This is a genomic window from Vibrio nitrifigilis (assembly GCF_015686695.1).
In the GTDB taxonomy this organism is placed as follows: Bacteria; Pseudomonadota; Gammaproteobacteria; order Enterobacterales; family Vibrionaceae; genus Vibrio; species Vibrio nitrifigilis.
On the sequence record NZ_JADPMR010000004.1, the window covers coordinates 1,216,417 to 1,242,166 of the forward strand.

Sequence of the window (25,750 nt, forward strand, 5' to 3'; positions counted from 1 at the left end):
GACAGATTATGTTGTTAAGGGAAATAAATGTCGCTGCGAGATAAACTACTCGCTCTGGCGATTGTTATCGCGTGGGGTATGAATTTTGTTGTCATTAAGGTTGGCTTGCAAGGCATGCCACCGCTATTACTGGCCGGATTACGTTTTGCATTCGTTGTCTTCCCTGCAATCTTTTTCGTTAAGCGCCCTCACCTACCATTAAAATGGTTAGTCATTTATGGATTGACCATTAATTTTGGTCAATTTGCCTTATTATTTTGGGCGATAAAAATTGGTTTATCTGTCGGCCTCGCTTCATTGATTCTGCAAGCTCAAGCTTTTATTACCGTCGTACTCGGAGCTTTGCTATTAAAAGAACGAATCAGGTTACATAATATCGTCGCTATTATGGTTGCAGCTATGGGTATTTACTTACTCGCCTCCAGTCAAAGCCAAAGTACAGGTAGCATCACTTGGTTTACGTTAGTACTTATTTTAGGCGCTGCCACATCATGGGCACTTGGAAACTTAACGAATAAAATCATCATGAGTAAGCACCAAGTTCCCACGATGTCACTGGTAGTTTGGAGCGCCATAGTGCCGACCTTTGCCTTTGCCATCTCATCCTTACTTTTCGAAGGTACGCCTGTTATTTTTGAAGCGATAGTACATATCGAATGGCACAATATTTGGGCTTTATTTTACTTATCTTTTATTGCGACGATTGTCGGTTACGGCGGTTGGAGTTACCTTCTGAGTCGATATGAAACTAGCTTAGTTGCACCACTCTCACTTTTAGTCCCTGTATTTGGGTTACTCAGCGCGTGGCTACTGCTTGGTGAAACTTTAAATACGCATCAGATCATTGGCGTGATCATAATTGCCATAGGGTTGGTCTTTAATATTTTTGGTGGCCGTTGGCTGAAAAATAAAAGACTTATCTCTGAAGTAAATAGCTAACATACCCAATGTTGAACTAATTAAATTGAATCAGCTCAGTTTCCTGAAGAACAATTCAATGAAGTCAATTAGTTCAACATTGATAATATCTGTGATTGTGCAGTCTTCAGTAATTTTTTTTGTTCTTCTTCATCATTTATCATCTTTGCTATCGTAACAGCTCCCACGAGTGAAGCCATGATTGCGCGTGCTTTATCACTCACTTTCTCCTGAGAAAGCCCTAGTTTACGAATACGACTTAATGCAATGATTCTTTTTTCCAGCATCATTCGTACATTCTCATAAGAACGTTGAAATAACAGCTTAATCCTTTCGTTATCGGTACCCATTTCATTAAACAGTACCGTTTCAGGACCAGTTCGGAAACTTGTTGATTGATGTAATCCCCAGTAGTTAGATACTAACTCTTTCAATTTATTGACACTTAACGGTCTTTTTACCAAACGTGCACAGCGAGAATCATCGAGTAATTCAGAAAAACATTCGGCATATAACGCTTCTTTGGATTCAAAATGGGCATAAAACGCTCCATGCGTTAGACTTGCCTGCTTCATTACCTGACCAATAGAGATCTTTTCAAATCCATAACGGCTAAATAAATGAGTGGCTGATTCAATGATCTTATGACGAGATTTCGCTTTATGTTTTTTATCGTAAGGCATGTTCCTAACCTCAACTTTATACCTAAGTTATATTATCTTGATCATATATTACTGAATGATACTTTCTGCTCATCACTTTAGCACACAATTGAGAGCATAATGAACTCACCAATCGTTATTACCGGAATGGGTATCATCAGTCCCCTCGGATGCAATACAGAAACTGCGTGGGCACGATTGATATCAAGTCAATCAGGCATTACCAAGATTAACCACTTTGCTTCAGACGACTTACCTGTCACTGTCGCCGGACAAGTTCCAACGATAGAAAAAGATTCGCATGGGGGCTTTAATGTCGATAGCTATATTGAGAAAAAGGAACAAAAAAAGCTCGACCGTTTCACATGCTTTGCTCTAGCTGCAGCTAACCAAGCATTGAATCAGGCAAATTGGTTCCCTCAATCTATCGATGATCAAGAAAATACAGCAACAGTTATTGGTACAGGGATTGGTGGCTTCACTACGATTACGCAAGCACAAAAAACCTTGGAACATCGCGGTTATAAACGTCTGTCTCCATTTACCGTACCGGCATTTTTAGCCAATTTAGCCGCAGGGAATGTTTCCATAAAATATGGATTTAAAGGTCCTATTGGCTGTCCAGTTACGGCATGCGCCGCTGGAATACAAGCGATTGGTGATGGTATTCGCATGATACGTAATCAGGAAGCCAATGTTGCTATAGTCGGTGGTGCTGAAGCGTGTATCGATCCACTTTCTTTAGCGAGTTTCAGTGCACTTAAAGCGCTATCGACAACACAAGACCCACGTAGTGCTTCACGCCCATTTGATCAACAGCGTAATGGGTTTGTTATGGGAGAAGGCGCGGGAATTTTAGTCATAGAAACTCTAGAACATGCGATAAAACGTGGCGCGACACCGTTGGCTGTCATTAGCGGTTATGGAACCAGTAGCGATGCACATCATATTACAGCTGGGCCAGAAGACGGGTCGGGAGCTGCACTTGCCATCCGTCGCGCTTTGAAGGCTTCACATCTGAGTCTAGACAATATTCAATATGTTAATGCTCATGCCACATCCACCCCTGTTGGAGACAAAGCAGAAATAGCCAGCTTACGTAATGTATTTGGTAATTTACTGCCTAATATTCCTATTTCAGCAACAAAATCAGCGACAGGGCATCTTCTTGGTGCAGCAGGTGGAGTAGAAAGTATCTTCACTGCACTGTCGGTTATCAATAATGTCACGCCACCAACGCTTAATCTCGATCAGATAGACGACAGCATGCAAGATTTAAACTTAGTTCCAAATAAAGCGGTATCACACAACATCGATCATGCACTTTGTAATGGGTTCGGATTTGGAGGCGTCAACGCAGCCATTATTATCAGCAAGTATTTACCTTAAAACGGTACACACAGATAAAAATAAGGCCAGATATTTCTATCTGGCCTTACGATGTGTTCTCGATATTACGATAATGATCGTTACTGAACTTGGCTTACCCAACGATCAGATTTAAACCATTTTTTGTAGATACGCTCGTAAGTACCATCGCCACGAATTTGCTTCATGTAGTTATTAAGCAAGTTCAGAAAATCAGTATCGCCCTTACGAATTGCCCATGCCAATGGTTCAAAGGTAAACGGTTTATCCAAGTGAATCACTTGTCCCTTATGCTGAGCTTCATACATCGCGTTATAAGGTAGATCATAAACAAACGCATCTGCTTTACCATTCATCACTTGCAGTACGGCATCTGCAGATGTGTCGTATAATTCAGTTTTCGCGTTATACAGATATTTCTTCACGCCAATTGCACTACTGGTGCCCATTTGGGTCGCAATGGTATATTTCTTATTATTAAGGTCGCGATAAGAATGAATTTTGTCTTTTAATTTTGGTGAAATTAGGATGGTTTGCCCCATTTTTAGGTAATCATCGGCAAAAAGCACACTGAGATTACGTTTTGGCGTGACGGTCATACCAGCAATAAAATCACATTTTCCAGTTTTTAGCGCAGGAACAATCCCATCCCAAGCCGTATTAACAGGAACAAATTTAACCCCTAGCGAGCGAGCTAAATGTTTAGCTACATCAATATCGAAACCGATAAAATGACCATTTTTTGCTGTCATCTCAAACGGTAAATAACCCGCTTCAAAACAGAGTTTAAGTTCACCCGACTTTAAGATTTCTTCTAGGGTGTTATTTGATGCAGCGGCCGCTGGTAGGCAGGCAAAAGCGCTACTGGCAATCGTTGCTGCCACAACCCATTTACGTAGTTGCTGCTTAATGTTATGTAATGTCATGTGCTGATAATTCCATTCTCGTTTTTTATATGTACCCCCCAACCTCATTTGGCTTGTTCAAGAGCAACGGCCGATTGAAATAACTCAGGGATATTAATTAGCGCATAAGATTAACAAATTATATTTTAAATGAAAGTCAGTATTGACGTTAAAACCACCAATCATTGGCTTTTATTTGGCATAAGATGAAACCAAATAGTATGAATGACCTCATTTTCAGCCACATCAGCATAAAATGGATTTAAAACTTCTTTTTCCTGCCCAATAGCTATCATTCCACGTCAAAGCACATTTGAATCACGTCCGCGAGTGCGTCGACCATTTCTTCTTTTAACAAACTTGTGGTGACTCGTATATGCGGCTGTTTAGGAATAGTCATAAATCGACTTCCGGCAAAAACGGCATAGCCATGTACCGCTAGTGTGACCAAAGCAAATTGTTCAGAAGGAACAGGAATCCACACACTAAAGCCATTTTCACCTTCATAAGCAATATTGCGCTTTTCTAATGCCTGCGTCAGCCAATCACGCCGCTGACGATAGCACTCTCGCATCAAAGATAACCGTTCAATAACTTGCGGATCATTCAGTAAATACGCCGCCGCATTTTGCAGTAATCGGCTGGTCCAACTCGCACCAAAGTTTCGGTATGCTTGAATAGACTTAGCGATTGATTTAGGAGCAGACAGTACAGCTAGTCTTAAATCAGGCCCCAATGATTTTGAATACGTGCGTATATGGACCACTTTATCAGGATAGACATGAGCAAATGTACAAGTAGGCGTAGCCGATATATCACCGATACCATCATCTTCAATCACTAATGGAATATCTGCGACTAGGGGTTCCAGTACTTTTAAACGCTCTTTCGTAACGTTGACGCCTGTAACTGAATTTACTCTAGGTTGATAAATAAATGCACTGACTTTGTGCTCTAACGCTTGAGTTAAGGCGTAAGGCGTTGGCCCTTGTTCATCGCACTCGATAGAAATAACTCGCGCACCAATATTCTCGACCAAATCTAAAATACGCGCTGAGGTAGGATCTTCAACGGCCACCCAAGTGCCCGGCTGAATTAAAGAAGAGATCGTTGCTTGTAATGCATCAAACCCACCGTTAGTCGCAATATACGCTTCGGCATCATAGGGCCAGCGTTGTGCCACTATGTGTTTAAGTTCTGGTGTAATCAGTTCACGTCTATAACTATTAAGATCATGACTTTTCGTTGCAGATAACAGCGCATTGTCCAAATTAGGCAATAAATCAGGGTCCGGGGATGCGTAGGTTAAATCCACCTTCGTTTTCTTGCCGAAATTCCCAACATTTTCAAACCGCAAAGGTCTTGGTGCTGGATTATTACCACTAATCCATACGCCATTTCTGCCACTGCCAGAAATCAAATTGTTTTTTTTCAGCGTGCTCCACACCGATGATACCGATGCGGGGCTCATCCCTAACTCTTCAGCTAAGGCACGTACGGATGGCAGTTTCGAACCAATCTCTAAGGCACCCGAGCGGATCAAAGCGGTCATCTCTATAACCATCTCTTGAATACTGAGTCCTTTCAGTTCGTTAGCGATTTCTTTTACCGATATATCTTTATCCATAAATTAAATATCTTTGTTCAGTAACAAAAAACTTATTGTACACCAATAAAATCACAATTAGGATAATTTTTAGCTGAGTGATTACCGAACTGTTTTAAGGAGTAAAACAATGGTCACAGAAGTGAGATTGGCAGTGAGAGATTGGGATTACCTCACTCCCATGTTACTTAACGAAGTCATAAGCGATGAGGTAAAAGTCACGCTAACACGCGTAAACACCCTAGTTAACGATTGGTCCCAACACCCTGAATTTGACGGCGGTGAAATGTCGCTAAGTCGCTACAGTCAAATGATCGTTCGAGGCGAACAAGATGTTATCGGCGCTCCACACTTCCTCATGCGGGGCTTTCGCCAGCGCTGTATTATCGTTCGTAAAGACAGCCCACTTAACACGATCGAAGATTTATCAGGTAAACGAGTTGGTCTAACGGGTTGGCAAGATTCAGGTAATACATGGACGCGAGCCATTTTCCGTCACCACAATATCAACCAAAGCGATATTCGTTGGTTTGTCGGACGTCTCACAGAACAGCATCCCATTGTTGATCGTTTGAATGGATTTGGTATTGAAGGCCAAATCGAAGCCTGCCCGAATGAACAGCCAATGATGGACATGTTACATGAAGGCTCTTTAGACGCAGTCTGTACACCATTTATGCCCGCAGGCTTTTTCTCGGCTGATTCTGAATACCGCCAATTGTTACCAGACTTTGTCAGTTCCGAAATTCAATACTATCAGGAATGTGGTTATGTACCCGGCATACACATTCTGGTTCTAAAACCTGAATTTCAGCAAGCACACCCAGATATTGCTCAGAAAATCAGCAAGGTATTTGAGCAGTCTTACCAAATTTGGTTGGATAAACGGGCGAAATATGCCGATACCACACCATGGATTATCGATGATATCGCTCGAACCAGCCAAGCGCTAAAGCCAGATTGGAACAGTAATGGGATTGCCACCAATAAAGCGATGTTGGAAGACTGGTGCCGCGAACTGCAAGAACAAAATATTATTAACAAACCTCTCAATATAGATTCTCTTTTCTCTAAAGAACAATGGTAAGGATACACAATGAAACTAAAAGTAGGACTTGGACAGTTTTCTGTTGCTAAGGAATGGCAAGAAAATTTGCAGATTTGCCAAGACTATATGTCACAAGCAAATGAACAAGACGTCGATTTACTCGTGTTCCCTGAAGGCATTCTGGCTAGAGATATCGCAGATCCTGATTTAGTCCGTCGCGCGGCTCAGCCTTTAAACGGCCCTTTCATGACCGAATTGTTAGCATTCTCACAATCAATGACAATGACCGTATTAATGACGGTACATGTTCCAAGTGAAGCTGAAGATGGCAAAGTTTGGAACGTTCAAGTTGCGATACGTCAGGGAGAAATCATCAGTGAATACAAAAAACTTCACTTGTACGATGCCTTCTCAATGAAAGAATCGACTAACGTGATTCCAGGTGATGACGTTCCAGAGTTAGTTGAAGTAAATGGTTTCAACATTGGCATGATGACCTGTTACGACCTGCGCTTCCCTGAGCTATCACGTCGCTTAGTACTCGATGGCGCTGATGCCTTAGTTCTGCCAGCTGCATGGGTAAAAGGCCCGTTAAAAGAACACCACTGGGACGTGCTCGCAACCGCCCGTGCTTTAGAAAACACTTGCTACATGATCGCGGTTGGAGAATCTGGAGAACGTAATATCGGTTTAAGTAAAGTGATTGATCCACTCGGTGTCGTGACATGTAGCGCCAGCGAACAAGATGAACTCGCAGTTACCACTATCAATAAAGAGCGAATCGCTCACGCTCGTCGTGTATTACCCGCGTTAGAGAACCGCCGTTTTTCTACCCCCACTCTTATGAGTGAATAAATGAGATAACAAGGAAGTTAATCATGAAATTAAGTACATTAATCACCACCCTTTTAATTGGCATGGCGAGCAGTTCAGCTTACGCAAATATTCCACTACAGACGTTCAACCAAAAGTTACATGACATGCTGCCTGACGACATCAAACAGTCAGGCAAAATGATCTCAAGTGTTAACGGTTCATTCCCTCCATATACGATTGTAAAAGGTGGTAACCAATTTGATGGAGCAGCGGTTGATATAGATAAAGCATTAAGCCAACTGCTAGGCATTAAAATCGAGCATAAAAACGTTAGCGGATTATCATCGATTCTGATGGGAATCAAATCCGGTCGTTATACCTATGACTCAGGCCCAGTTGGTGATTTTGCAAACCGTGAAGAAAGTGTTGATTTTGTTGATTACGTTCAAGAATTCGTCGTATTTGCTGTGAAAAAGGGTAATCCACAGCATATTGATGGCATTGCTAGCACCTGTGGCAAACGTATTTCTGTAATGGCCGGCGGTTCAGCAGAACGAGTCGTGCGCAACCAATCTAAACAGTGTGTAAAAGACGGCAAATCTGCGATAAAAGTACTGTCATACACAGATCAACCGACGTCTATCCTCGCGGTAAAATCAAATCGTGCTGATGCTTTTTTCTCTTCACAGGCACCACTAAGTTACTTCGTCAAGATGTCTAATGGTGAGCTAGAGCTGGCTGGTGAGGGCAAATCAAACGGCTTCGACACGCTTTATCAAGGTGCCGTGGTTCCTAAAGGTTCCCCATTAGTTCAAGTACTCAAAGCAAGCTACGATGAACTGCATAAAAACGGGACTTATGATGCGATCATGAAAAAATGGAATCTAGAAGGTAATAAACTGGCAGCACCAGGCATCAACTTAGCCACTGCAAAAGCCAGTGATTAATTGAGGTATCGATGATGAATAAGGGATTACACAGTCATAATATCGATCCAAGAGATGTGTCTAATGTAAAACGAAGAGTGCCTGTAGGCACTCTCATTAGCGCAGCAGTGGTCATTCTGATCGGTCTGAAACTACTCTACCTTGTCGCAACCAATCCAAACTTTGAATGGCATACCGTATTTGAGTATCTATTCAACGATGCGGTTATGGGTGGTTTGCAGATGACCTTAGTCTTAAGTTGTATCGCTATGGTAATCGGCATTGTTATAGGCCTATTTTTGGCGATAGCGAAAGTATCGCAAAACCCTGTACTTCGCTATGTTTCCTCCATTTACATTTGGTTGTTTCGTGGCACGCCGCTATTGGTGCAGTTGTTGTTTTGGTACAACTTATCGAGTTTATTTCCAAATCTATCGTTAGCGATTCCATTGGGTCCAACTCTGTTTAGCTGGAACACCAATGATGTCATTACACCATTAACAGCTGCGTTAGCTGGCCTTGCACTTAACGAAGCTGCTTACATGGCGGAAATTATTCGTGGTGGTTTAATCTCTGTCGACGATAAACAATTCGAGACAGCTCACTCGTTCGGAATGTCTAAAGCTCGTGTGTATCGCCGAATCATCATTCCTCAAGCAATGAAATCGATTGTTCCACCAACAAGTAACCAGCTAATCAACATGGTTAAGGCGACATCAATGGTGAGCATGATCGCGATGGGTGACTTATTGTATGAAGTGCAAAATATCTACAATTCAAACTTTAAAGTTATTCCATTACTGATGGTTGCGGTTCTTTGGTACTTATTTATTACGTCTATTTTGAGCGTAGTTCAAAACAGTATTGAAAACTATTACAACCGTTCAGAGCGTTACAGCTCGCAACCAGGTTGGTTGAGTCGCCTATTATCAACCATAGGTTTAGGGGCTACTTCATCTCCATCAAAACCTAACACGACTGACCAAGGGGTGGTTCATGAGTGATGCGATTATTCAAGCCAGTAATGTGCATAAAAGCTTTGATAATATTGAAGTGCTTAAAGGCATCAATATGGAAGTACAAAGTGGTGAAGTAGTAGTCATTCTCGGTCCTTCTGGCTCAGGGAAGTCGACCTTCTTACGTTGTATTAACCAATTGGAAGAAATGGACAACGGGTATATCACTGTTGCCGACCAACAGATTGGTTATGTATTTGAAAATGGTCAACTTCGCTATGCTTCAACACGCCAAATCGCCAAGCAAAGAGAAAAAATTGCCATGGTATTTCAACAATTTAACCTTTACCCTCACATGACGGTATTGGAAAATTTGATTGAAGCGCCAATTGGTGTGCACAAGCATCCTAAGCAAGAAGCGATTCAATACGCCTTACACTTACTAGAAAAAGTAGGCTTAAAAGACAAAGCCGATGCTTATCCAAGTCAGTTATCAGGTGGGCAGCAGCAGCGTGTTTCTATCGCTCGCGCTTTAGCAATCAAACCGGAAGTCATTTTGTTTGATGAGCCAACATCCGCATTAGATCCCGAACTCGTTGGTGAAGTATTAGAAACCATGCGTGATTTAGCGAATCAAGGCCTCACCATGATTGTCGTCACTCATGAAATTGGATTCGCTAAGGAAGCAGCCGATAAAGTGGTCTTTATGGATGGCGGAGTTGTGGTTGAGCAAGGACCACCAGAGCAAGTCATTTCCAATCCACAACATCACCGGACTCAGGCGTTTTTGAGCCGCTTTATTTAGTTAATATGAAAGACAGGGAGCATTTACACTGCTCCCTGTTTTATTTACCCCAATCACCTCACGTTAAATTCTAAAAAACGCCAACAACGATTTTTGTTCATCGGCACTGTTCGACAATGATTTACTCGTGCCAGTAGCGCTTTTCACGCCATTGACGTTTTCGTGCACCATATCCACTGTCATAGAGATATTCATCGAAATATCATCCGTTACCGTTGTTTGTTCATTAGAAGCAGTAGCCACTAAGTTATTCATATCCGAGATGGTATTCACTGCCTGAGAAATATCCGTGAACGCCTTAAACATATTTTCTGCCATCTGTTTGGATTCAGAGACTAATTCGAGGTTCGACTGCATAAATTCATCTGCTTTTTCCGCTTGTACCTGCAATTTACTGATAATGTCACGAATGCTTATTGTTGACTCTTGAGTTTTCGTGGCAAGTTTACGCACCTCATCAGCCACTACAGCGAAGCCACGTCCCTGCTCTCCGGCACGTGCAGCTTCAATTGCAGCATTCAAAGCCAGCAAGTTGGTTTGCTCTGAAATGTCATTGATCGCTTGAATCACCACTTCAATGTCGTTGGAATATTCTTTCAACGTATTCACTATTGAAGCCGCCTCACTCATCGATTCACCCATTTTATTGGCTAAATTATTCGAGTTGTTTAACGATTGATGACCGACTTTGACGTTGTCCAATGCAGCATTAGCTGAATTTTTTGCTGATGTAGCATTCTGACTAATTTCTTGCGCAGCTGACGCCATTTCAGTGATGGCTGTTGCCACCATCTCTACCTGGCTAAGCATTTGCTGTGAGTTACTTTCAGATTGGGACATGACGGTTTCTAATGAATTAGAGTAACGGTTCAATTGATCAGCGACAGAAATGAGTTTGTTCGTCATTTGATTAAAGTTGATCGCAGATTTATTAAAGCTATCCGCGAGCTGGCCTAGCTCATTCCCCCCTTTTTGATCGAGACGAACGGTTAAATCGCCTTCTGCCATTTTAGTAATTGCTTGTTGAACCTCAGTAATCGAAGTGGATAAATAACGCGAAATTAACAATGCAATCGCAGCAACCACTACGAATGCAACCACAACCGTACTCACCAAAATAGTTTGCGCTTCCCCATATATCGTATCGCCACGCTTGCTCGCGGCTTGTGCCGATACTCGATTTAACTCAGAGAGCTGATTGAGAACATCGGAATATTCTTGATATTGGCTTTGTGATTGCCCAAGGAAAAGCTTTTTCGCAGCTTCATTCTGGTTCTTCTCGGAGAGCGCCAGTAGCGAAGTTTGGGTGGTAGAATACTGGCTATAAAGCTGGTTAAATTTATCCACCAACGCTTGCTCTTGAGCACTAGAAATTAACTTAGTGTACTGAGCTAACGTCTTCGCAACTTTCGCTTTAATTTTATTAATCGCTTCATTCGCCGAGGCAATTTCATGCGCATCAGTCGAAATAATGTGTACAGATTCAGTGTTTCGTAATTCTGCGGTTTCAGTATTTAAGCGTTCTATAAGTTGCACAGATGGCAACCAGTTAGTTGAAATTTCAGTCGACTGCTGATTGATAGTATTCATCTGAGAAACAGAAATAATCAATACCAATAATAAAGCAGTAAGTGGAACCAAAAATCCAATGATCAATAATCGCGCTATCTTGATGTTATTCATTGTTATGTCTCAACGTTAACTAATGTCACTAACCTTTAACTACTGAAAATCGTAGTTGATAAATTTCAAGTTAGCCAAATATTTACTTTTTCTTAGAACATAACAACTTCACAAAAATCATCTAGTTAGATCAATATGTCTCATAATTAATATTTATTGCAGTGAATATTCAAATGATCAACGCGTAAAAGTTTTAAGAAAGTGAAAAGAATTATTGAAGTTTATATCTGAGTAGATTTCTTTTGTACGTTTTATGTGCAAGTATTATTAGAGTCTATTGATGAGAGAAACACATATACCCATTGACCTCAAAATGAATAATTTTGAACATTGTCAAAAATTTATGATCAAGCCCAGTATCGGAAGGAATGGCTACTGCCAACGTTTTTCACGCAACAAACGGATTGTTGAGCCATATTGAGGTTGCTTAGGTATAGAACTAAACGCCAACAGTTAAAAAACGCTTGGTTAGTTAGCTCTCGTTTCTCTTGGTTGTTTATTCAAGGACATTGTATAACCCACAAGAAGGAAGTCTTCTAGGGAGAAATCAATGAACATTCATAACAAGTTTTCAATCGGGACGATTCACTCTCTTTTACAGAGAATTGGTAAAGACTCATGTCGTTTTTTTGAGCACGCCACCTACCGAGTTATTCCAGCGGAAGAAAAAACCGAACATTCAAGCCTAGAAATTGTGCTCAGTAATGGTTTTTCCTTATACATCAACGTGACAGCTGTTAACAATGGTAGCAAACAGCCAGAAATCTATTTCGGGCATGAAAACTCACTATTCCAACGCCTGCCGGTTAAATCTATTGGGGGCGATCTCTACGAATGCAGTAGTGAGAATCTGTGCTTTTTTATTGATGGCATCATGGGAAAATTAGCAGAAATAGAGCAACTGGTTGTTTTTTAGTACTCAGACTTTAGACTCAGTATTTTGAAATAACTCAGTCATATTCCTACAGAATATGACTCAACTTTTATCGTATTGTATTAAATACACAACATTGATTGATTGAAATCAGGCGCTCCATTAAACTCTCACCATGGACATGCTGATACTTTTTAAGTTTTACCTCATCTTCGGACTCGCGTTTTTCGCGGTCTTCTTCGCTATTTTCTTTCGCAATCTAAAAAACAGCCATATTACCATTGCGAGATACCTGCCAATGTTCGCGATTTTTGGGTTATTACAGGGTTTTCACGTATGGTCTGATTTCTACTTATTACTGTACGAGCATGAGTTTGTCAGCTCCAAAGGCGTCGATACTTTTCGCGCGCTGAAAATGTGGGGATCATTCCTCACTCTTGGCACGTTCGCTTGGCGCATGATGGATCATACCAGTTGGCAACGGGTGATGTTCATTCGTATTAGTATGCTGGTTGTGCTTGCAACCTTTGTTCTAGGTTTGTTCTATCGTTACACGCAGCTCGATTACGATCAATTCATCAGTGAAACGTTGCATCAAATTCGCTGGATCTTTGGTATGGGATCGAGCGTTCTCGCTGGGGCCACGGTATATACTTACGCTAAAAGGATTGAAGGGGAAGGTTTTGGTAGCGCTCCTCCTTTTCAATGGTTAGGGATTTCACTCATTTGTTATGGCCTCAGTGTTGGCTTTATTGATGATGGAATGAGCCTCTGGTTTCAATGCTTAAGACTCCTCTGCGCTTATGGGATGTTACTAGCATTGTGGTACGCGTTACGTGTGTTTGATGAAGAACGGGATAATCAATTGCAATCTTACGTGCAATTAACCCAACAAGAAGCCAAATTGATCGAGTTAGGCGAACTGACCTCCGCGGTGGCTCATGAAATTAAAACGCCAATAAGCAGCGCAATGATGAGTTGCGATCTACTAGAAATGCAGCTTGGTGATGACGAAAAACATAAACGTCAAATAGATCGTATACGATATGGTTTGACCCGAGCTTCCGAAATTAGCCAAGAAGTTTTAAACTATGCCCACAATAAGCAGATAAACCGAGAACCACTACACCTGCATAATATTATAAAATCCGCGTTGTCATTGAATCAGTTTCGCCTAGAAACCTTTCAGTTAGACGTGTCGATTGATCATCGATTACAGATTTCAGGTGATCCAGGATTACTTGAAGAAGTCTTTAGTAATATTATTAGTAATGCTGTCGACGCAAGTAGTGAAGATAGGTCTCTAACTATCAAAGGTTTTCAAGATAAACTGTTTGCGATTGTCACCTTTTCCGACCATGGTGGTGGTATGCCAGACTCTGTGCTGCAAAAAGCAACACAGCCTTTCTTTACAACAAAAGCGAAAGGAGAAGGGACAGGCATGGGATTGGCTCTTTGTAAACAGATCATTTTGCAACACAACGGCGATCTTCGCTTGTATAACCAAGGAAAAGGGTTAACAGTCGAAGTGAGGCTACCAAGGAATACTCAATGACGTTACAACTTCTCCTTGCCGAAGATGACCCTCAACTTCGCGAAGTGCTGGTTGAAGCCCTGACCATCGAATCTTTTGAGGTTACAGCGTGTGATAATGCAGAAGATGCATTAGATAAAGCAGCAGTGCAACACTTTGATTTAGCGCTATTTGATGTCGTGATGGGAGGAATGACTGGCATCGATGCCCTAACGTCCCTAAGGCGGTTACAACCCAATATCGGCATTATTATTACTACTGCATTTGCAACGGTCGATATTGCTGTCGATGCGATGAAAAAAGGGGCGGATGAGTTTTTAACCAAGCCGTTTAATCTTGCCGCACTCTCCGTTACGTTAAAACGCGTCCACGCCGAGCATGCACCCAAAGCTGCCATTGATGAAAGTGATCACGATTTGATCTTCAGTGCACTGTCGAATCCTATTCGCCGCTCAGTCGTGAAACAACTTAAGATCCATCGCAAACTTAAGTTTATGGATTTGTGCCGTGTCGTGGGTATCGAAGATCACACCAAATTTAATTTTCATTTACGCCAATTAGTAAATAGTGGCCTTGTCGTAAAAGAAGAAGGCCGCGTCTATTCATTAACGAACCAAGGCCAGCAAATCTATTCCAGCTTATTACAATAAACGGAGAATATGGTTCTTCCTCCGTCACTGGCACAAAAGAGAGCGAGCATAGCTCTCTTTACTTCATTTTAGGAAGATGGCTGATATAAATTCTGCTGCTTAAGAAGCTTTGCCACACCATCTGTTGTTAAATCGTTAATATTCTGCTGCTGAGATAGCCTATCTCTAATATCGGTACTTCTAATTGGCAATCGCTGAGGACAAGCCATAACCGACCAACGCTTTAGAATATCGTCACTTCGATAAAACTTAGCAAATTTGAATAAGTTATCTGGCCCTATCACAAAAGTGAGCTCCGCCTCTGGGTATTCGTCTTGTAGCGCGTCTAATACCTCATATGTCGTTACACTCGTATTGGGTTTTACCAGCGACTGTTCTACCGTCGACAGTTCCGCTTTTGATTCCCCTAGATCCTTGATAAACGCCTGCAGTAATTGACAACGTATTTGGTAATCAAGCATGATTTTTCCCCATGCATGTGAAATGCTAGGGACTAACAGCACACGGTCAAAATGATTTAATGAATCAATCACACTCTTATGACCCAGTGATGGTGGATTAAATGCACTACCAAAAACTGCAATTTTCTGCATAACTTCCTCTACCAATTGAGAAACATCAGTTCTCATTTTTTGTCGCCAGATTATACCTAACTTATAACAAATTACCTGCCGAAAAAGTAAGCGTTCACTACACAAATACCGCCAATTTAGACGTCAATTTATACAGCGTCTCATCGCTGTCTTTTTTATCAGCAAATGTAAAATCAGCGCGACCTGTCATGTACCTTGAGCTTAGTTGGGTATAAGGTATGATATTACGATAGTTTGATATTGCTTGCAGGAAAAGGAACCGTAATGGAACAAATTATACGCGAAGAGATGCATGTACTCGCGAGCATCGACCCTGAATTTGAAATTGAACGCCGCGTAGGCTTCATTAAAAGCAAGTTAAAAGAATCTGGCTGCAAATCCCTTGTTCTAGGTATCAGTGGTGGTGTCGATTCGACCACTTGTGGCCGCTTAGCTCAACTTGCCGTTGAATCTCTAAATCAAGAAACGAATAGCTCTGATTATCAATTTATTGCGGTTCGTTTACCTTACGGGGAACAAAAAGATGAAGACGAGGCACAAATTGCCTTATCTTTCATCAAACCGACTCACTCGGTTGCTGTTAATGTAAAACCAGGCGTAGATGGCATTCATGCTTCAACACATGCTGCGCTAGAAGGCACAGGCCTACTTCCAGAATGTGAATCTAAACAAGATTTCGTAAAAGGTAACGTTAAAGCTCGCGCACGTATGGTTGCTCAGTATGAAATCGCTGGTTATGTGGGTGGCCTTGTCCTGGGTACCGACCACTCAGCGGAAAACATCACTGGCTTCTATACCAAATACGGTGATGGCGCTTGTGATTTAGCCCCACTATTTGGTTTGAGCAAACGCCAAGTTCGTCAAGTTTCTGCCAAACTGGGCGCGCCAGAAGTACTAGTGCATAAGGTACCGACAGCCGATCTGGAAGAATTAACACCACAAAAAGCGGATGAAGATGCGCTAAACCTCACCTATGATCAAATCGATGATTTCTTAGAAGGCAAAGATGTGGCTCCAGAAGTAACACAACGTATTGTTGCTATATACCAAGCCACCCAGCATAAACGTCAACCGATCCCAACGATCTACGACTAAAGCATTCGATCCAATCATTTCGATATAACGCTCCTCAATAGCCAGCTCAAACGCTGGCTATTTTTTGCCCCATGAAACATTTAATTAACAATAAATATTTATATTTTTTACGTAGTTATTAAATAACGTGAGCCTATTCATACTCTCCACACTCTCTTTTTTGTACATAGCTGAATGTGAAGAACACACCATTCTTTTTGCAACGAACATCGCAAAATAAACCCAGTTTTGATTCAACTTTTAATAGAGAGCAATGCTTATGTTGTATTTGGAATTTTTGTTCCTACTACTGATGCTGTACATTGGTTCGCGGTATGGTGGTATTGGTTTAGGGGTCGTGTCGGGTATAGGCTTAGTTATTGAAGTCTTTATTTTTCACATGCCACCTACCTCACCGCCTATTACAGTAATGTTAATCATTTTGGCGGTAGTCACTTGTGCTTCTATTTTGGAAGCCGCGGGTGGCCTAAAATATATGTTACAAATCGCGGAAAAGCTGCTGAGAAAAAACCCTAAACGGGTCACTCTGATCGCACCGTTTGTCACTTACACCATGACTTTTATGCTTGGAACAGGCCATGCCGTATACTCCATAATGCCAATCATCGGTGATGTGGCACTGAAAAATAATATCCGCCCAGAACGTCCTATGGCCGCCGCTTCTGTTGCATCGCAAGTCGGTATCACCGCCTCACCCATTTCAGCAGCCGTTGTATACTACTTAGCTCAACTGTCGGAAATTGACCATCACATCACTTTACTTTCCATTCTTATGGTCACCATCCCATCTACGTTATTTGGCGTATTATTAATGGCTTTATATAGCTTACGCCGTGGTAAAGAATTAGATGCAGACCCTGAATATCAAGAAAAACTAAAAGATCCAACGTTCAAAGAACGTATCGATAGTACAACTGCTACAACGCTGAATGAAAAATTACCTAACTCATCACGCAACGCAGTAATACTGTTTATTTTATCCTTGCTTGCTATCGTTTTTGTTGCGATGGTTCCTGATGTTCGTACCATAGTGGATGGAGCGAAACCCGTCAAAATGACAGTCATCATCCAGATGATGATGCTTTGTTTCGGTGGTTTGATACTTTTGATTACCAAAACCGATCCGAAAAAAGTCCCCAACGGCGTAGTGTTCAAATCCGGTATGGTCGCGGCCATTGCTATTTATGGTATTGCTTGGATGTCCGATACCTATTTCCAATACGCCATGCCGCAATTTCGCGCTGGTATCATAGAAATGGTGACCGATTATCCTTGGACTTTCGCGCTTGCCTTGTTCATTGTCTCGGTTGTGGTCAACTCTCAAGCTGCCGTGGCTCGTATGATGCTACCAGTTGGTCTTGGGTTGGGGTTACCTCCAGAGCTTGTCATCGGACTGATGCCTGCGCTTTACGGTTACTTCTTTATTCCTAACTACCCATCCGACATTGCGACCGTTAACTTTGATATCACCGGAACAACCAAAATTGGTAAGTGGTATTTTAACCATTCATTTATGAGCATTGGTTTAATTGCTGTTATTGGTGGTTGCTGTATGGGTTACGTATTAGGTCAAATCGTCATCGGTTAATATACTTAGCTTATTTTTACACATAATAAGGCGAGTAATAGACTCGCCTTATTCATAATATAAATATATAAATTCAATGTATAGATAATATTTATGGAACTTCCTGTCCCATTGATGCCGTCCAAATCCGATACCACTGCTCACGTGATAATTCATATTTAAGAGCATCAACTGCGTTATTTACACGTGCAATTTTACCTGATCCTAAAATAGGAATGGGGTTAGAAGGTAAACGACGTATCCATGCATAAATAACTTGCTCAATATTCTTTGCTCCTAACTCTTGAGCAACCGCGTATAATTCATCAACAACACGTTTAGAACGTTCTGTTAAATGATTATTACTAGAGCGAGATAATTCACCACCAGCCAAACAAGACCAAGCCATCGGTCGCACACGTAATTGTTGCAGTTGATCTAATGTTCCATCATGTACCACATCGAAATTTAATGGATTAATTTCCACCTGATTGGTTACCAATGGTTGATCTAAGCGCGACTGCAATAATGAGAACTGACTTGGAGTAAAGTTGGATACTCCAAAGTGCACTACTTTGCCTTGTTGCTGTAATCGCTCAAAACACAATGCGACTTCATCGGCATCAAGCAAAGCATCAGGGCGATGTATCAGCAACACGTCTAGTTTATCGACACCTAAAGCTTGTAACGAGTTTTCGACAGAATGAATAATATGCTCAGCACTCGTATCATAATGTTTTACTTTACGTTGTGGGAAAATCGATCCAGTCAGGTTAATATCACATTTAGTAACAATCTGAATTTTCTGCTTTAATTCAGGTTTTAGCGCCAGAGCTTCGCCGAACAAACGCTCACACTGATGCATTCCATAAATATCAGCATGGTCAACCGTTGATACTCCCAACTCGACATGTTGTTGAATGAAGGTTAGCCTCTCCTGGGCAGACATTCCCCACTCAGCTAAACGCCAATAGCCTTGCACCAATTGAGAACACTCTGGCCCTTGCCCTGTAAACGTGACTTTATCCATTATTTGTTCCTTAACCACGGGTGTTTTTCTACCTTATCTTCGACAATTCTATTCTCGCACCTTACGTGTTTTATTCGTAGCCCGCGAGGACTAGTTGTAAAATTTGAGTCAATAAGCAGAACGTTTTATCATCTATTTTTGCAAGTTAATTCGCCACAATATCCTTAGTGAGAGAATTATTTAATCACCTATTATAAATTTTATTTTAAAGTGCGATATTCTAATTAAATTTATTTGGGTAAAATATTCGTTGATAAATTACGTTATTATCTTGATTGTTTAATCAATGTTGAATACATTAGTCATTTCTAAGCCAACCTATTGTCACTTTACATTTTAGGCTCTAGTAAATTACTTCGATTATCTCCCAGAAGTGAAATACCTCTGTCTATTCTGAAAGGAATCTCATGAGCGCAAAAAATAAAATTCTATTAACAATTGGCGGACTATTTACGCTTGTCATATTGTTTATCGTTGGATCCGGTTACCTCTCTTTTAGTAGCTCCTCAGAATCGAACTACACCGATAAGTTGAAGCAAGAAGCTTCCTTAATCGCATCCGGTGTTGAACAAAAAATGCTACGTAACTTTGATGTTCTAAAAATGGCAGCTAACGCCATTGATGTAGACGGTCAAGGGGAGCTTAATGTTGATCAACTGGTTAATACACTTAAGTTTATGGAAGGCAACTATGGCGTTGTCAGTGCCTTTTATGGCGCAGCAAATGGGGATACCTACCGTACAGGCGGCCTGATCGCTAATTTTAATGCGAAATCAGCTGGTCGTGAATGGTATACCCGCATCATGGCGGGCGAAAGTTCGGTAATGACAACCCCGTACAAAGCCACATCTGGCAAACTGATTATGTCACTGGTCGAACCGGTAAAACGTCAGGGCCGTATTGTCGGTATTATAGGGGTAAACGTTGGCTTAGATGAATTAACCACTTATATCAAAGAGCTATCGGGTAATAACCATTTATACGTGAACCGCAAAGATGGTTACATTATTTCAGCGCATAAACCCGAATTGATTGGTAAAAGCTTATATCAATTAAGACCATCTTACGCAAAATACAAAAACCAGAGTGGCTCAAGTCACACTTACCAAGCAGATGGAGACACCTACTTTGTGGTCAACGCGATTTCGCAAGAATTAGGCTGGACCGTCTGGAGTTGGGAAAAACAAGATAACATCATGGCCGCCTCTAGCGACAACCTCAAATCAAGCATTATCTTAGCGATTATTGCTCTGCTAATTTCGCTTGGTGTGACGTATTGGGTTGTGATGCGCTTGATGTACCGCCCTATTGGTGGCGAACCAACCGTCATCGAAAATATGGTTAAAAACACCGCTAAAGGTGATTTAAGCCCAGTAGCAAAAGGCGGTGAAATCGGGATCTTAGGTGCGATGCTAATCATGATCGCTAACCTAAAAGATACGATCAAAAATATCCATCAATCCGCTGAAACACTTGAAACCGCATCAACGCAAATGTCGGATACGTCTTCACAAGTGAAAACGAGTTCTGAATCGCAAATGGCTCAACTTGAACAAGCCGCTACCGCGATGAATGAAATGTCAGTCTCGATCGATGAAGTTGCACGTAACGCCCTAAAAGCATCAGATTCAGCGAAAGAAGCGAACACCTATTCAGATCAGGGTCTCGTTGTGGTTAATGATATGAACCAAAGCGTGGTTTCTCTGGTTCGCAGTATCGAAGAAGTGGTCGAAGCCAATATCCGCTTAGAGAAAGAAACCCAAAGTATCGGTCAAGTTCTCGAAGTCATTGATGGCTTGTCTGAGCAAACCAACTTACTCGCTCTGAATGCGGCGATTGAAGCTGCACGAGCAGGAGAGCACGGACGTGGTTTTGCTGTGGTTGCAGACGAAGTTCGCAATTTGGCGAATAAAACGAAAGAAAGCACGACAGCGATTACTGACACCATTCAGCATCTGCAAAATGAAGCAAGCCATTCTGTCGAACTGATGCGTGAAAACATGAACAATGCACAAGTCACCTCAGAAAAATCGGAAGTGGCGAGCCAAGCACTGCAACAAATCCAAACTGCGGTATCTCATATTCTCGATATGAACACGCAAATCGCAGCAGCGGTTGAGGAGCAAAGTCACGTTGCCGCAGAGATTGGCGCAAATGTTGAAGAAATCAATGAATTAGCGCGTTCAACCGTGGCTATATCAGATAAGAACCATGCAAGGTCACGTGAACTGACTGAAATAGCTGGAAGCATGAATAAATCGATTCAAATTTTCCGCTGGTAATAAAAATCGATTGATACTACGCCGTTACACGACCGGTAAAGAATGATAAATATAATTTCTTTACTTTAACGGCGTTTTTATTTTAAAACAAAAAGGCTTGAACCAATCATTTAGTGTCACAGTTAACCATCATCTTCAGATGACTTAGCGACAATGTTGGGCTGCTCGTAAGCAGTGACAGCATAAGACTCACCTTGCCAACGTTGCACTTCAACCAAACAAGTTTGCGCACTGCATCCTTGAGAAAAACTCGAAGCGGGAATATCTGCGGTTAATGCATTAGGGTTGCCATGTTTTTCGAGCAAAAATTGCCCGTCTTGAAAACGAGGTGTTAATGGATCAAACCAAGCCCCAGTAGAAAGGCGCACAACCCCTTGGCGAATGTTATCCGATGGCACTGCAGACGCTAAACAACTGCCGCGTTGATTAAATACTCGAACTAAATCACCAAATTGTAAGCCGCGCATTGCTGCATCTTCTGCATTGATGTAAATCGGCTCTCGTTGATTTATTTTATCCTTTTGGCTGTGCGGACTGTGATCCAACTGACTATGCAGTTTATTTTTAGGTTGATCTGAGATCATATGCAGTGGAAACTGTACCGCTTTTTTACTACCCAACCACTCATGCGGAGGGAGCCAACAGGCAAACCCAGGACAATCTGGCAAATTAAAATCAGCGATAGATTGTGAAAAAATTTCGATTTTGCCGCTTGGCGTTTTTAATGGGTATTTGCCGGGATCTTTGCGGAAGTTTTCAAGTAATACTAATGGCTTATCACCTTTAGGCAGCTCAAGTAAGTCATTTTCCCAAAATGCGTTAAAATCTGGCAAATCGAGTCGATATTCCCGCTCCATTTGCTCCTGCCAGTTGGTATATAAATACGCTAGCCATCCCTGAGCGTCTAACCCTCTCGTAAACTGTTCAGCAATGTTTAACCGCTTGGCTAATTCAGAAAAAATACTGTAATCGTCTTTTGCTTCTCCGGTAGGTGATTTCGCTTGTTTCATTGCAGCCATCACGGTTTCACGGTTAGCATAAAAAATGTCATTCCGTTCCAGTGTTGTCGTTACGGGTAATACAATATCTGCCATTTTTGCGGAAGGCGTCCAATACTGCTCATGTGTAATAATGGTTTCGGGGCGTTGCCAAGCCTGTGCAAGTTGACTCAGGTTTTGGTGATGATGAAATGGATTACCGCCCGCCCAATAAACCATTCGGATATCTTGATATGTGTGAGTCTCACCCTGATAAGTGAAGGTTTCCCCTGGATTTAGTAGCATATCAACGACTCGAGCTACCGGAATAAAATGATCAATCGGAGGCTGACCTTGTTCCAAGGTCGGTCCAAAAAACAACGGGTTAGGACTCCCGACCAAGTTTTCTGCACCATAGCAAAATCCAAAACCACCGCCTGGCAAGCCGATCTGTCCTAACATTGCAGCGAGCGTAACTAAAGCAAAACATGGTTGCTCACCGTGGTGAGCGCGTTGAAGCGCCCACGCCATATTGACCATGGTGCGATGATTGGCAATATCAAAGGCAAGACTCTCAATATCGCAGACATTAATCCCAGTAATATCTGCCGCCCATTGCGCTGTTTTGGGTATACCGTCACTCTGACCAGTCAAATATTTTTCAAACACATCAAACCCAACACAGTAGCGTTGAATGAATTGCATATCATGAAGTTTGTTTTGCCATAATGTGTAAGCTAAACCTAATATTAATGCAGTATCAGTGTTAGGCTTAATGGGTAACCAAGTGACTGAACCTTCAGTATCAATATCGTCCTGAACCGGGCTAATATTAATAAAGCGTACGCCCGCCTTATTCATCGTACAAAGGCTATCGTGTAACCGATGGTCAACCGTACCACCATAAGAAACTTGTGCATTTTTGCGCGGTGCACCACCAAAGCTTAAAAAGATTTCGGTATGTTTTGCGAGTGTTGCCCAATCAGTATGAGAAGTCATCAGCTCGCCCATAGGCATCACCAACCAGTGCATCAATGGCCCTGCGGCGCCTAGGCTGTATGAATCTTTGTGCCGAACATAACCACCAAAGCTATTAAGGAATCGGTGTATCTGACTTTGTGCGTGATGAAAGCGCCCAGAGCTTGACCAACCATAAGAACCGCCATAAATTGCTTGATTCCCATAGGTGGTTTTTACTCTCGTTAATTCTGCTGCAACAATGTTAAGCGCTTCCTCCCACTCCACTTCAATATAATCATCGCCACCGCGTGGCGATCCCTTTCCACCATAGTATTGCTCATACCAGCCACGGCGAATCGCAGGTTTCGTTACCCTCAATTTTTCGACTTGTGGATGATTGAGATACAAGCCAATCGGAGAAGGATCATGATCGTCTGGATAATGGGATAGCGTCATATTGGGCGACATAGGGGATTCCACCTGATACAGCCCCCAGTGTGAAGCTGTATAAGAAACGGTATTTCCACCCAATATTGATTGCTTATGTTCTTTCATCTATCGCCTTTATCCCGAAGCGTTATCGTCTTTGGAATTCAGTCTAACATAGACAGATATTGGTCTCGATGATACGTATTTGTTTTACATCACACTTAGTGACAGCGTCACTTCTACTGATTAAAAAAAAGCGCGCTCGAAAGCACGCTTAGACATTGCTCAACACAGTTTCATGTTGAATTAGAATGTGTAACCTACAGACGCCATAAATACGATTGGGTTGATATCTACGTCTGTGCTGTAACGAGTATCACCAACTGAGTAGTGAGCAGTAGTATCGATGTCTGCATACCAAAGTGATGCGTTCACTAACCAGTTATCATTTACTTGGTAATCCACACCAATATTCGCAGCATAACCCCAAGAGTTATCTAGGTTAAGATCGCTTAAACCAGCATCATGACCAGTTGAGTTGAATTTAGAATCGTAGAAGTTAGTGTAGTTAATACCAAGACCTGCGTATGGTTGCCATTTTGCAGCAGGCTCATTGAAGTAGTATTCAACCATCAATGTTGGTGGCAGTTGTTTAGTCGTTGCAACGTCGCCAAGGCTACCGTAACCAGTAGAAATATCGTGTTCAAAAGGAGTGGCTGCCAATAGTTCTAGGCCAATATGGTCCGTTACCATGTAATCGAAAGTTAAGCCAAGTTGCGTATTGGTATTGACGGCTAACTTATCAGTTGAACCTAAAATACGGTCACTACTATCTAGAGGAATAACTGATGCGATACCAGCACGAACAAAGATATCACCTTGTTGGTGAGCAAGAACGTTTGTTGATACAAGGGCAGATAGGACTGCTAATCCACATAATGTTTTTTTCATTTGTTATTTTCCTTTATTTTGGGCTCATACCGCAAAACAACGTCAAGATTAGTTCCTAATATCAAACTGCGTGGAAATACTTTCCGCCGCTAGGACAAAAACTAACAGGAAAATACCATCCATCGAATTGATCTATCACCAAATCTTAGAGTTATTTGGGCAGAATTATTTTCTGTGCGCAGACTAGCACACAGAAAACCCGCGATATTGACTGAAATCAATTTGTAACAACCTATTTAGAAAAAATTAAAAATATCGAAAAATGATTACCTTATTCTGCATTTCTCCAATTTAAATTACTTGTTTGCAGCAATAGGTTCATTTTTTTTCATTTTCACCCCTTGAATATGAATAATGCCTCCCCAACTTACTGATCAGGTTGGATATGAAAGGTATCTAACCGACGAAAAGATATAGAAGCAACACTCACAAACAGGAGGATTATTATGAGCTTGATTCCACGTGATTCTTGGTCTGATTTCAGTCGTTTGTTTGACAATGCTTTTCCGTCTATTCGACCTCGTTTCGAATCTGAATTTTTCTCTCCACGTGTAGACGTGGTTGAAAAAAATAATGCATTCGAAATCATCGCCGACTTACCCGGAGTAGCGAAAGAAGACGTTACTGTGACTTGCCACAATGGGACTTTAACCATTGAAGCACAAACTAAAAAAGAACTTGATAAAAAAGACGGCGATCAAGTTATTCATCGCGAACGTTATCAAGGTAAAATGGTAAGAAGTTTCACCCTCGGTGATAATATTGCCGATCAAGATATCGTAGCTGAATTTAATGATGGTGAATTGCATGTCAATATTCCGAAGCTGGAATCTCAACCTGATGAAGCACGCAAAATAACCATTAATTAATCTTCATAATATATATTAATTATCTATATTGGCGCAGCTTATACTGCGCCTTTTTAATATCCCTTCATATTTAAACCTCAAGATGCTGTTTCTGCGAGCATGAATAAGCTCTCTTTAAACCGATAAGTTGTGATCCATTAAACACACCATTAAATGCAAAAGGTTTAATATCAACTTGGATTGTTACTGTATGGTCAGTTTCCTCTATGTGATAGAACAGACTGACCGGCAGGCAAAACCTGAGCA

The 25,750-nt window shown here is 41.6% G+C and carries 22 protein-coding genes; 14 read left to right on the forward strand and 8 right to left on the reverse strand.

Translation table 11 applies throughout. The annotated features are described in order from the left end of the window. Positions 1 to 27 precede the first annotated feature (27 nt). A complete protein-coding gene (locus tag I1A42_RS21860) occupies positions 28 to 939 on the forward strand; it encodes an EamA family transporter (RefSeq protein WP_196125011.1) in 912 nt (303 codons plus the stop codon). 68 nt (positions 940 to 1,007) lie between these two features. Here the strand turns inward: I1A42_RS21860 and I1A42_RS21865 are convergent, their stop codons facing one another. Continuing rightward, complete coding sequence (locus I1A42_RS21865) at positions 1,008 to 1,601, reverse strand: TetR/AcrR family transcriptional regulator (RefSeq protein ID WP_196125014.1); 594 nt, start codon at positions 1,599 to 1,601, stop codon at positions 1,008 to 1,010. 99 nt (positions 1,602 to 1,700) lie between these two features. Here I1A42_RS21865 and fabF point away from each other — a divergent pair, with 99 nt between their 5' ends. After that, on the forward strand, positions 1,701 to 2,969 hold the full coding sequence (fabF, locus tag I1A42_RS21870) for a beta-ketoacyl-ACP synthase II (protein ID WP_196125016.1): 1,269 nt from the start codon (positions 1,701 to 1,703) through the stop codon (positions 2,967 to 2,969). 80 nt (positions 2,970 to 3,049) lie between these two features. On the opposite strand, the gene I1A42_RS21875 is transcribed toward fabF, so the two are convergent. Together I1A42_RS21875 and I1A42_RS21880 are read right to left on the reverse strand one after the other, a co-directional pair. Beyond that, a complete protein-coding gene (locus I1A42_RS21875) occupies positions 3,050 to 3,874 on the reverse strand; it encodes a transporter substrate-binding domain-containing protein (protein WP_196125018.1) in 825 nt (274 codons plus the stop codon). A gap of 271 nt (positions 3,875 to 4,145) precedes the next feature. Further along, positions 4,146 to 5,480 carry an aminotransferase class I/II-fold pyridoxal phosphate-dependent enzyme gene (locus tag I1A42_RS21880; protein WP_196125020.1) on the reverse strand — a complete coding sequence of 445 codons (1,335 nt, stop codon included), beginning with the start codon at positions 5,478 to 5,480 and terminating at the stop codon, positions 4,146 to 4,148. 109 nt (positions 5,481 to 5,589) lie between these two features. Here I1A42_RS21880 and I1A42_RS21885 point away from each other — a divergent pair, with 109 nt between their 5' ends. The 5 genes from I1A42_RS21885 to I1A42_RS21905 are packed head-to-tail and all read left to right on the forward strand — an operon-like array spanning position 5,590 to position 10,010. Beyond that, a complete protein-coding gene (locus tag I1A42_RS21885) occupies positions 5,590 to 6,546 on the forward strand; it encodes an ABC transporter substrate-binding protein (RefSeq protein WP_196125022.1) in 957 nt (318 codons plus the stop codon). 9 nt (positions 6,547 to 6,555) lie between these two features. Continuing rightward, a complete protein-coding gene (locus I1A42_RS21890; RefSeq protein ID WP_196125024.1) occupies positions 6,556 to 7,362 on the forward strand; it encodes a deaminated glutathione amidase in 807 nt (268 codons plus the stop codon). Positions 7,363 to 7,385: 23 nt separating this feature from the next. Then, the gene (locus I1A42_RS21895; RefSeq protein ID WP_196125027.1) at positions 7,386 to 8,270 is read left to right on the forward strand and encodes an ABC transporter substrate-binding protein; all 885 of its coding nucleotides are present in this window, start codon (positions 7,386 to 7,388) and stop codon (positions 8,268 to 8,270) included. An 11-nt stretch (positions 8,271 to 8,281) separates the two neighbouring features. Then, positions 8,282 to 9,253: an amino acid ABC transporter permease gene (locus tag I1A42_RS21900; RefSeq protein WP_196125029.1), complete on the forward strand. Its 972-nt coding sequence runs from the start codon at positions 8,282 to 8,284 to the stop codon at positions 9,251 to 9,253. Further along, entirely contained in the window at positions 9,246 to 10,010 is a 765-nt protein-coding gene (locus I1A42_RS21905) for an amino acid ABC transporter ATP-binding protein (protein WP_230389696.1), read from the forward strand. Before I1A42_RS21900 ends, I1A42_RS21905 begins: the two co-directional genes overlap by 8 nt. A 63-nt stretch (positions 10,011 to 10,073) precedes the next feature. Here the strand turns inward: I1A42_RS21905 and I1A42_RS21910 are convergent, their stop codons facing one another. After that, on the reverse strand, positions 10,074 to 11,693 hold the full coding sequence (locus tag I1A42_RS21910) for a methyl-accepting chemotaxis protein (RefSeq protein WP_196125031.1): 1,620 nt from the start codon (positions 11,691 to 11,693) through the stop codon (positions 10,074 to 10,076). Positions 11,694 to 12,243: 550 nt separating this feature from the next. Here I1A42_RS21910 and I1A42_RS21915 point away from each other — a divergent pair. The 3 genes from I1A42_RS21915 (at position 12,244) to I1A42_RS21925 (ending at position 14,751) form a co-directional block, all read left to right on the forward strand. Then, a complete protein-coding gene (locus tag I1A42_RS21915; RefSeq protein ID WP_161153177.1) occupies positions 12,244 to 12,609 on the forward strand; it encodes a hypothetical protein in 366 nt (121 codons plus the stop codon). Positions 12,610 to 12,865: 256 nt separating this feature from the next. Beyond that, positions 12,866 to 14,122 carry a sensor histidine kinase gene (locus I1A42_RS21920; protein ID WP_230389697.1) on the forward strand — a complete coding sequence of 419 codons (1,257 nt, stop codon included), beginning with the start codon at positions 12,866 to 12,868 and terminating at the stop codon, positions 14,120 to 14,122. After that, the gene (locus I1A42_RS21925; RefSeq protein WP_161153179.1) at positions 14,119 to 14,751 is read left to right on the forward strand and encodes a response regulator; all 633 of its coding nucleotides are present in this window, start codon (positions 14,119 to 14,121) and stop codon (positions 14,749 to 14,751) included. The genes I1A42_RS21920 and I1A42_RS21925 overlap by 4 nt, the downstream gene beginning before the upstream one ends. Positions 14,752 to 14,819: 68 nt before the next feature. Here I1A42_RS21925 and I1A42_RS21930 read toward each other — a convergent pair whose 3' ends face one another. After that, on the reverse strand, positions 14,820 to 15,344 hold the full coding sequence (locus tag I1A42_RS21930) for a nicotinate-nicotinamide nucleotide adenylyltransferase (protein ID WP_196125033.1): 525 nt from the start codon (positions 15,342 to 15,344) through the stop codon (positions 14,820 to 14,822). Between the two features lie 264 nt (positions 15,345 to 15,608). Between I1A42_RS21930 and nadE the strand changes: the two genes are divergently transcribed. Further along, entirely contained in the window at positions 15,609 to 16,439 is an 831-nt protein-coding gene (nadE, locus tag I1A42_RS21935; RefSeq protein ID WP_161153181.1) for an ammonia-dependent NAD(+) synthetase, read from the forward strand. A 259-nt stretch (positions 16,440 to 16,698) separates the two neighbouring features. Next, positions 16,699 to 18,027 carry an anaerobic C4-dicarboxylate transporter gene (locus I1A42_RS21940; RefSeq protein WP_196125714.1) on the forward strand — a complete coding sequence of 443 codons (1,329 nt, stop codon included), beginning with the start codon at positions 16,699 to 16,701 and terminating at the stop codon, positions 18,025 to 18,027. Positions 18,028 to 18,118: 91 nt separating this feature from the next. On the opposite strand, the gene I1A42_RS21945 is transcribed toward I1A42_RS21940, so the two are convergent. Continuing rightward, entirely contained in the window at positions 18,119 to 19,039 is a 921-nt protein-coding gene (locus I1A42_RS21945) for an aldo/keto reductase (protein ID WP_408063545.1), read from the reverse strand. A 404-nt stretch (positions 19,040 to 19,443) separates the two neighbouring features. On the opposite strand from I1A42_RS21945, the gene I1A42_RS21950 reads away from it, so the two are divergent. Beyond that, positions 19,444 to 21,318, forward strand: a complete 1,875-nt coding sequence (locus I1A42_RS21950; RefSeq protein WP_161153183.1) for a methyl-accepting chemotaxis protein — start codon at positions 19,444 to 19,446, stop codon at positions 21,316 to 21,318. 122 nt (positions 21,319 to 21,440) lie between these two features. Here the strand turns inward: I1A42_RS21950 and I1A42_RS21955 are convergent, their stop codons facing one another. Both I1A42_RS21955 and ompW read right to left on the reverse strand, forming a co-directional pair. Continuing rightward, positions 21,441 to 23,810: a molybdopterin-dependent oxidoreductase gene (locus I1A42_RS21955; RefSeq protein WP_161153184.1), complete on the reverse strand. Its 2,370-nt coding sequence runs from the start codon at positions 23,808 to 23,810 to the stop codon at positions 21,441 to 21,443. 180 nt (positions 23,811 to 23,990) lie between these two features. Further along, a complete protein-coding gene (ompW, locus tag I1A42_RS21960; RefSeq protein ID WP_161153185.1) occupies positions 23,991 to 24,635 on the reverse strand; it encodes an outer membrane protein OmpW in 645 nt (214 codons plus the stop codon). 446 nt (positions 24,636 to 25,081) lie between these two features. Between ompW and I1A42_RS21965 the strand changes: the two genes are divergently transcribed. After that, a complete protein-coding gene (locus I1A42_RS21965; protein WP_161153186.1) occupies positions 25,082 to 25,504 on the forward strand; it encodes an Hsp20/alpha crystallin family protein in 423 nt (140 codons plus the stop codon). The last annotated feature ends 246 nt before the right edge of the window (positions 25,505 to 25,750 follow it).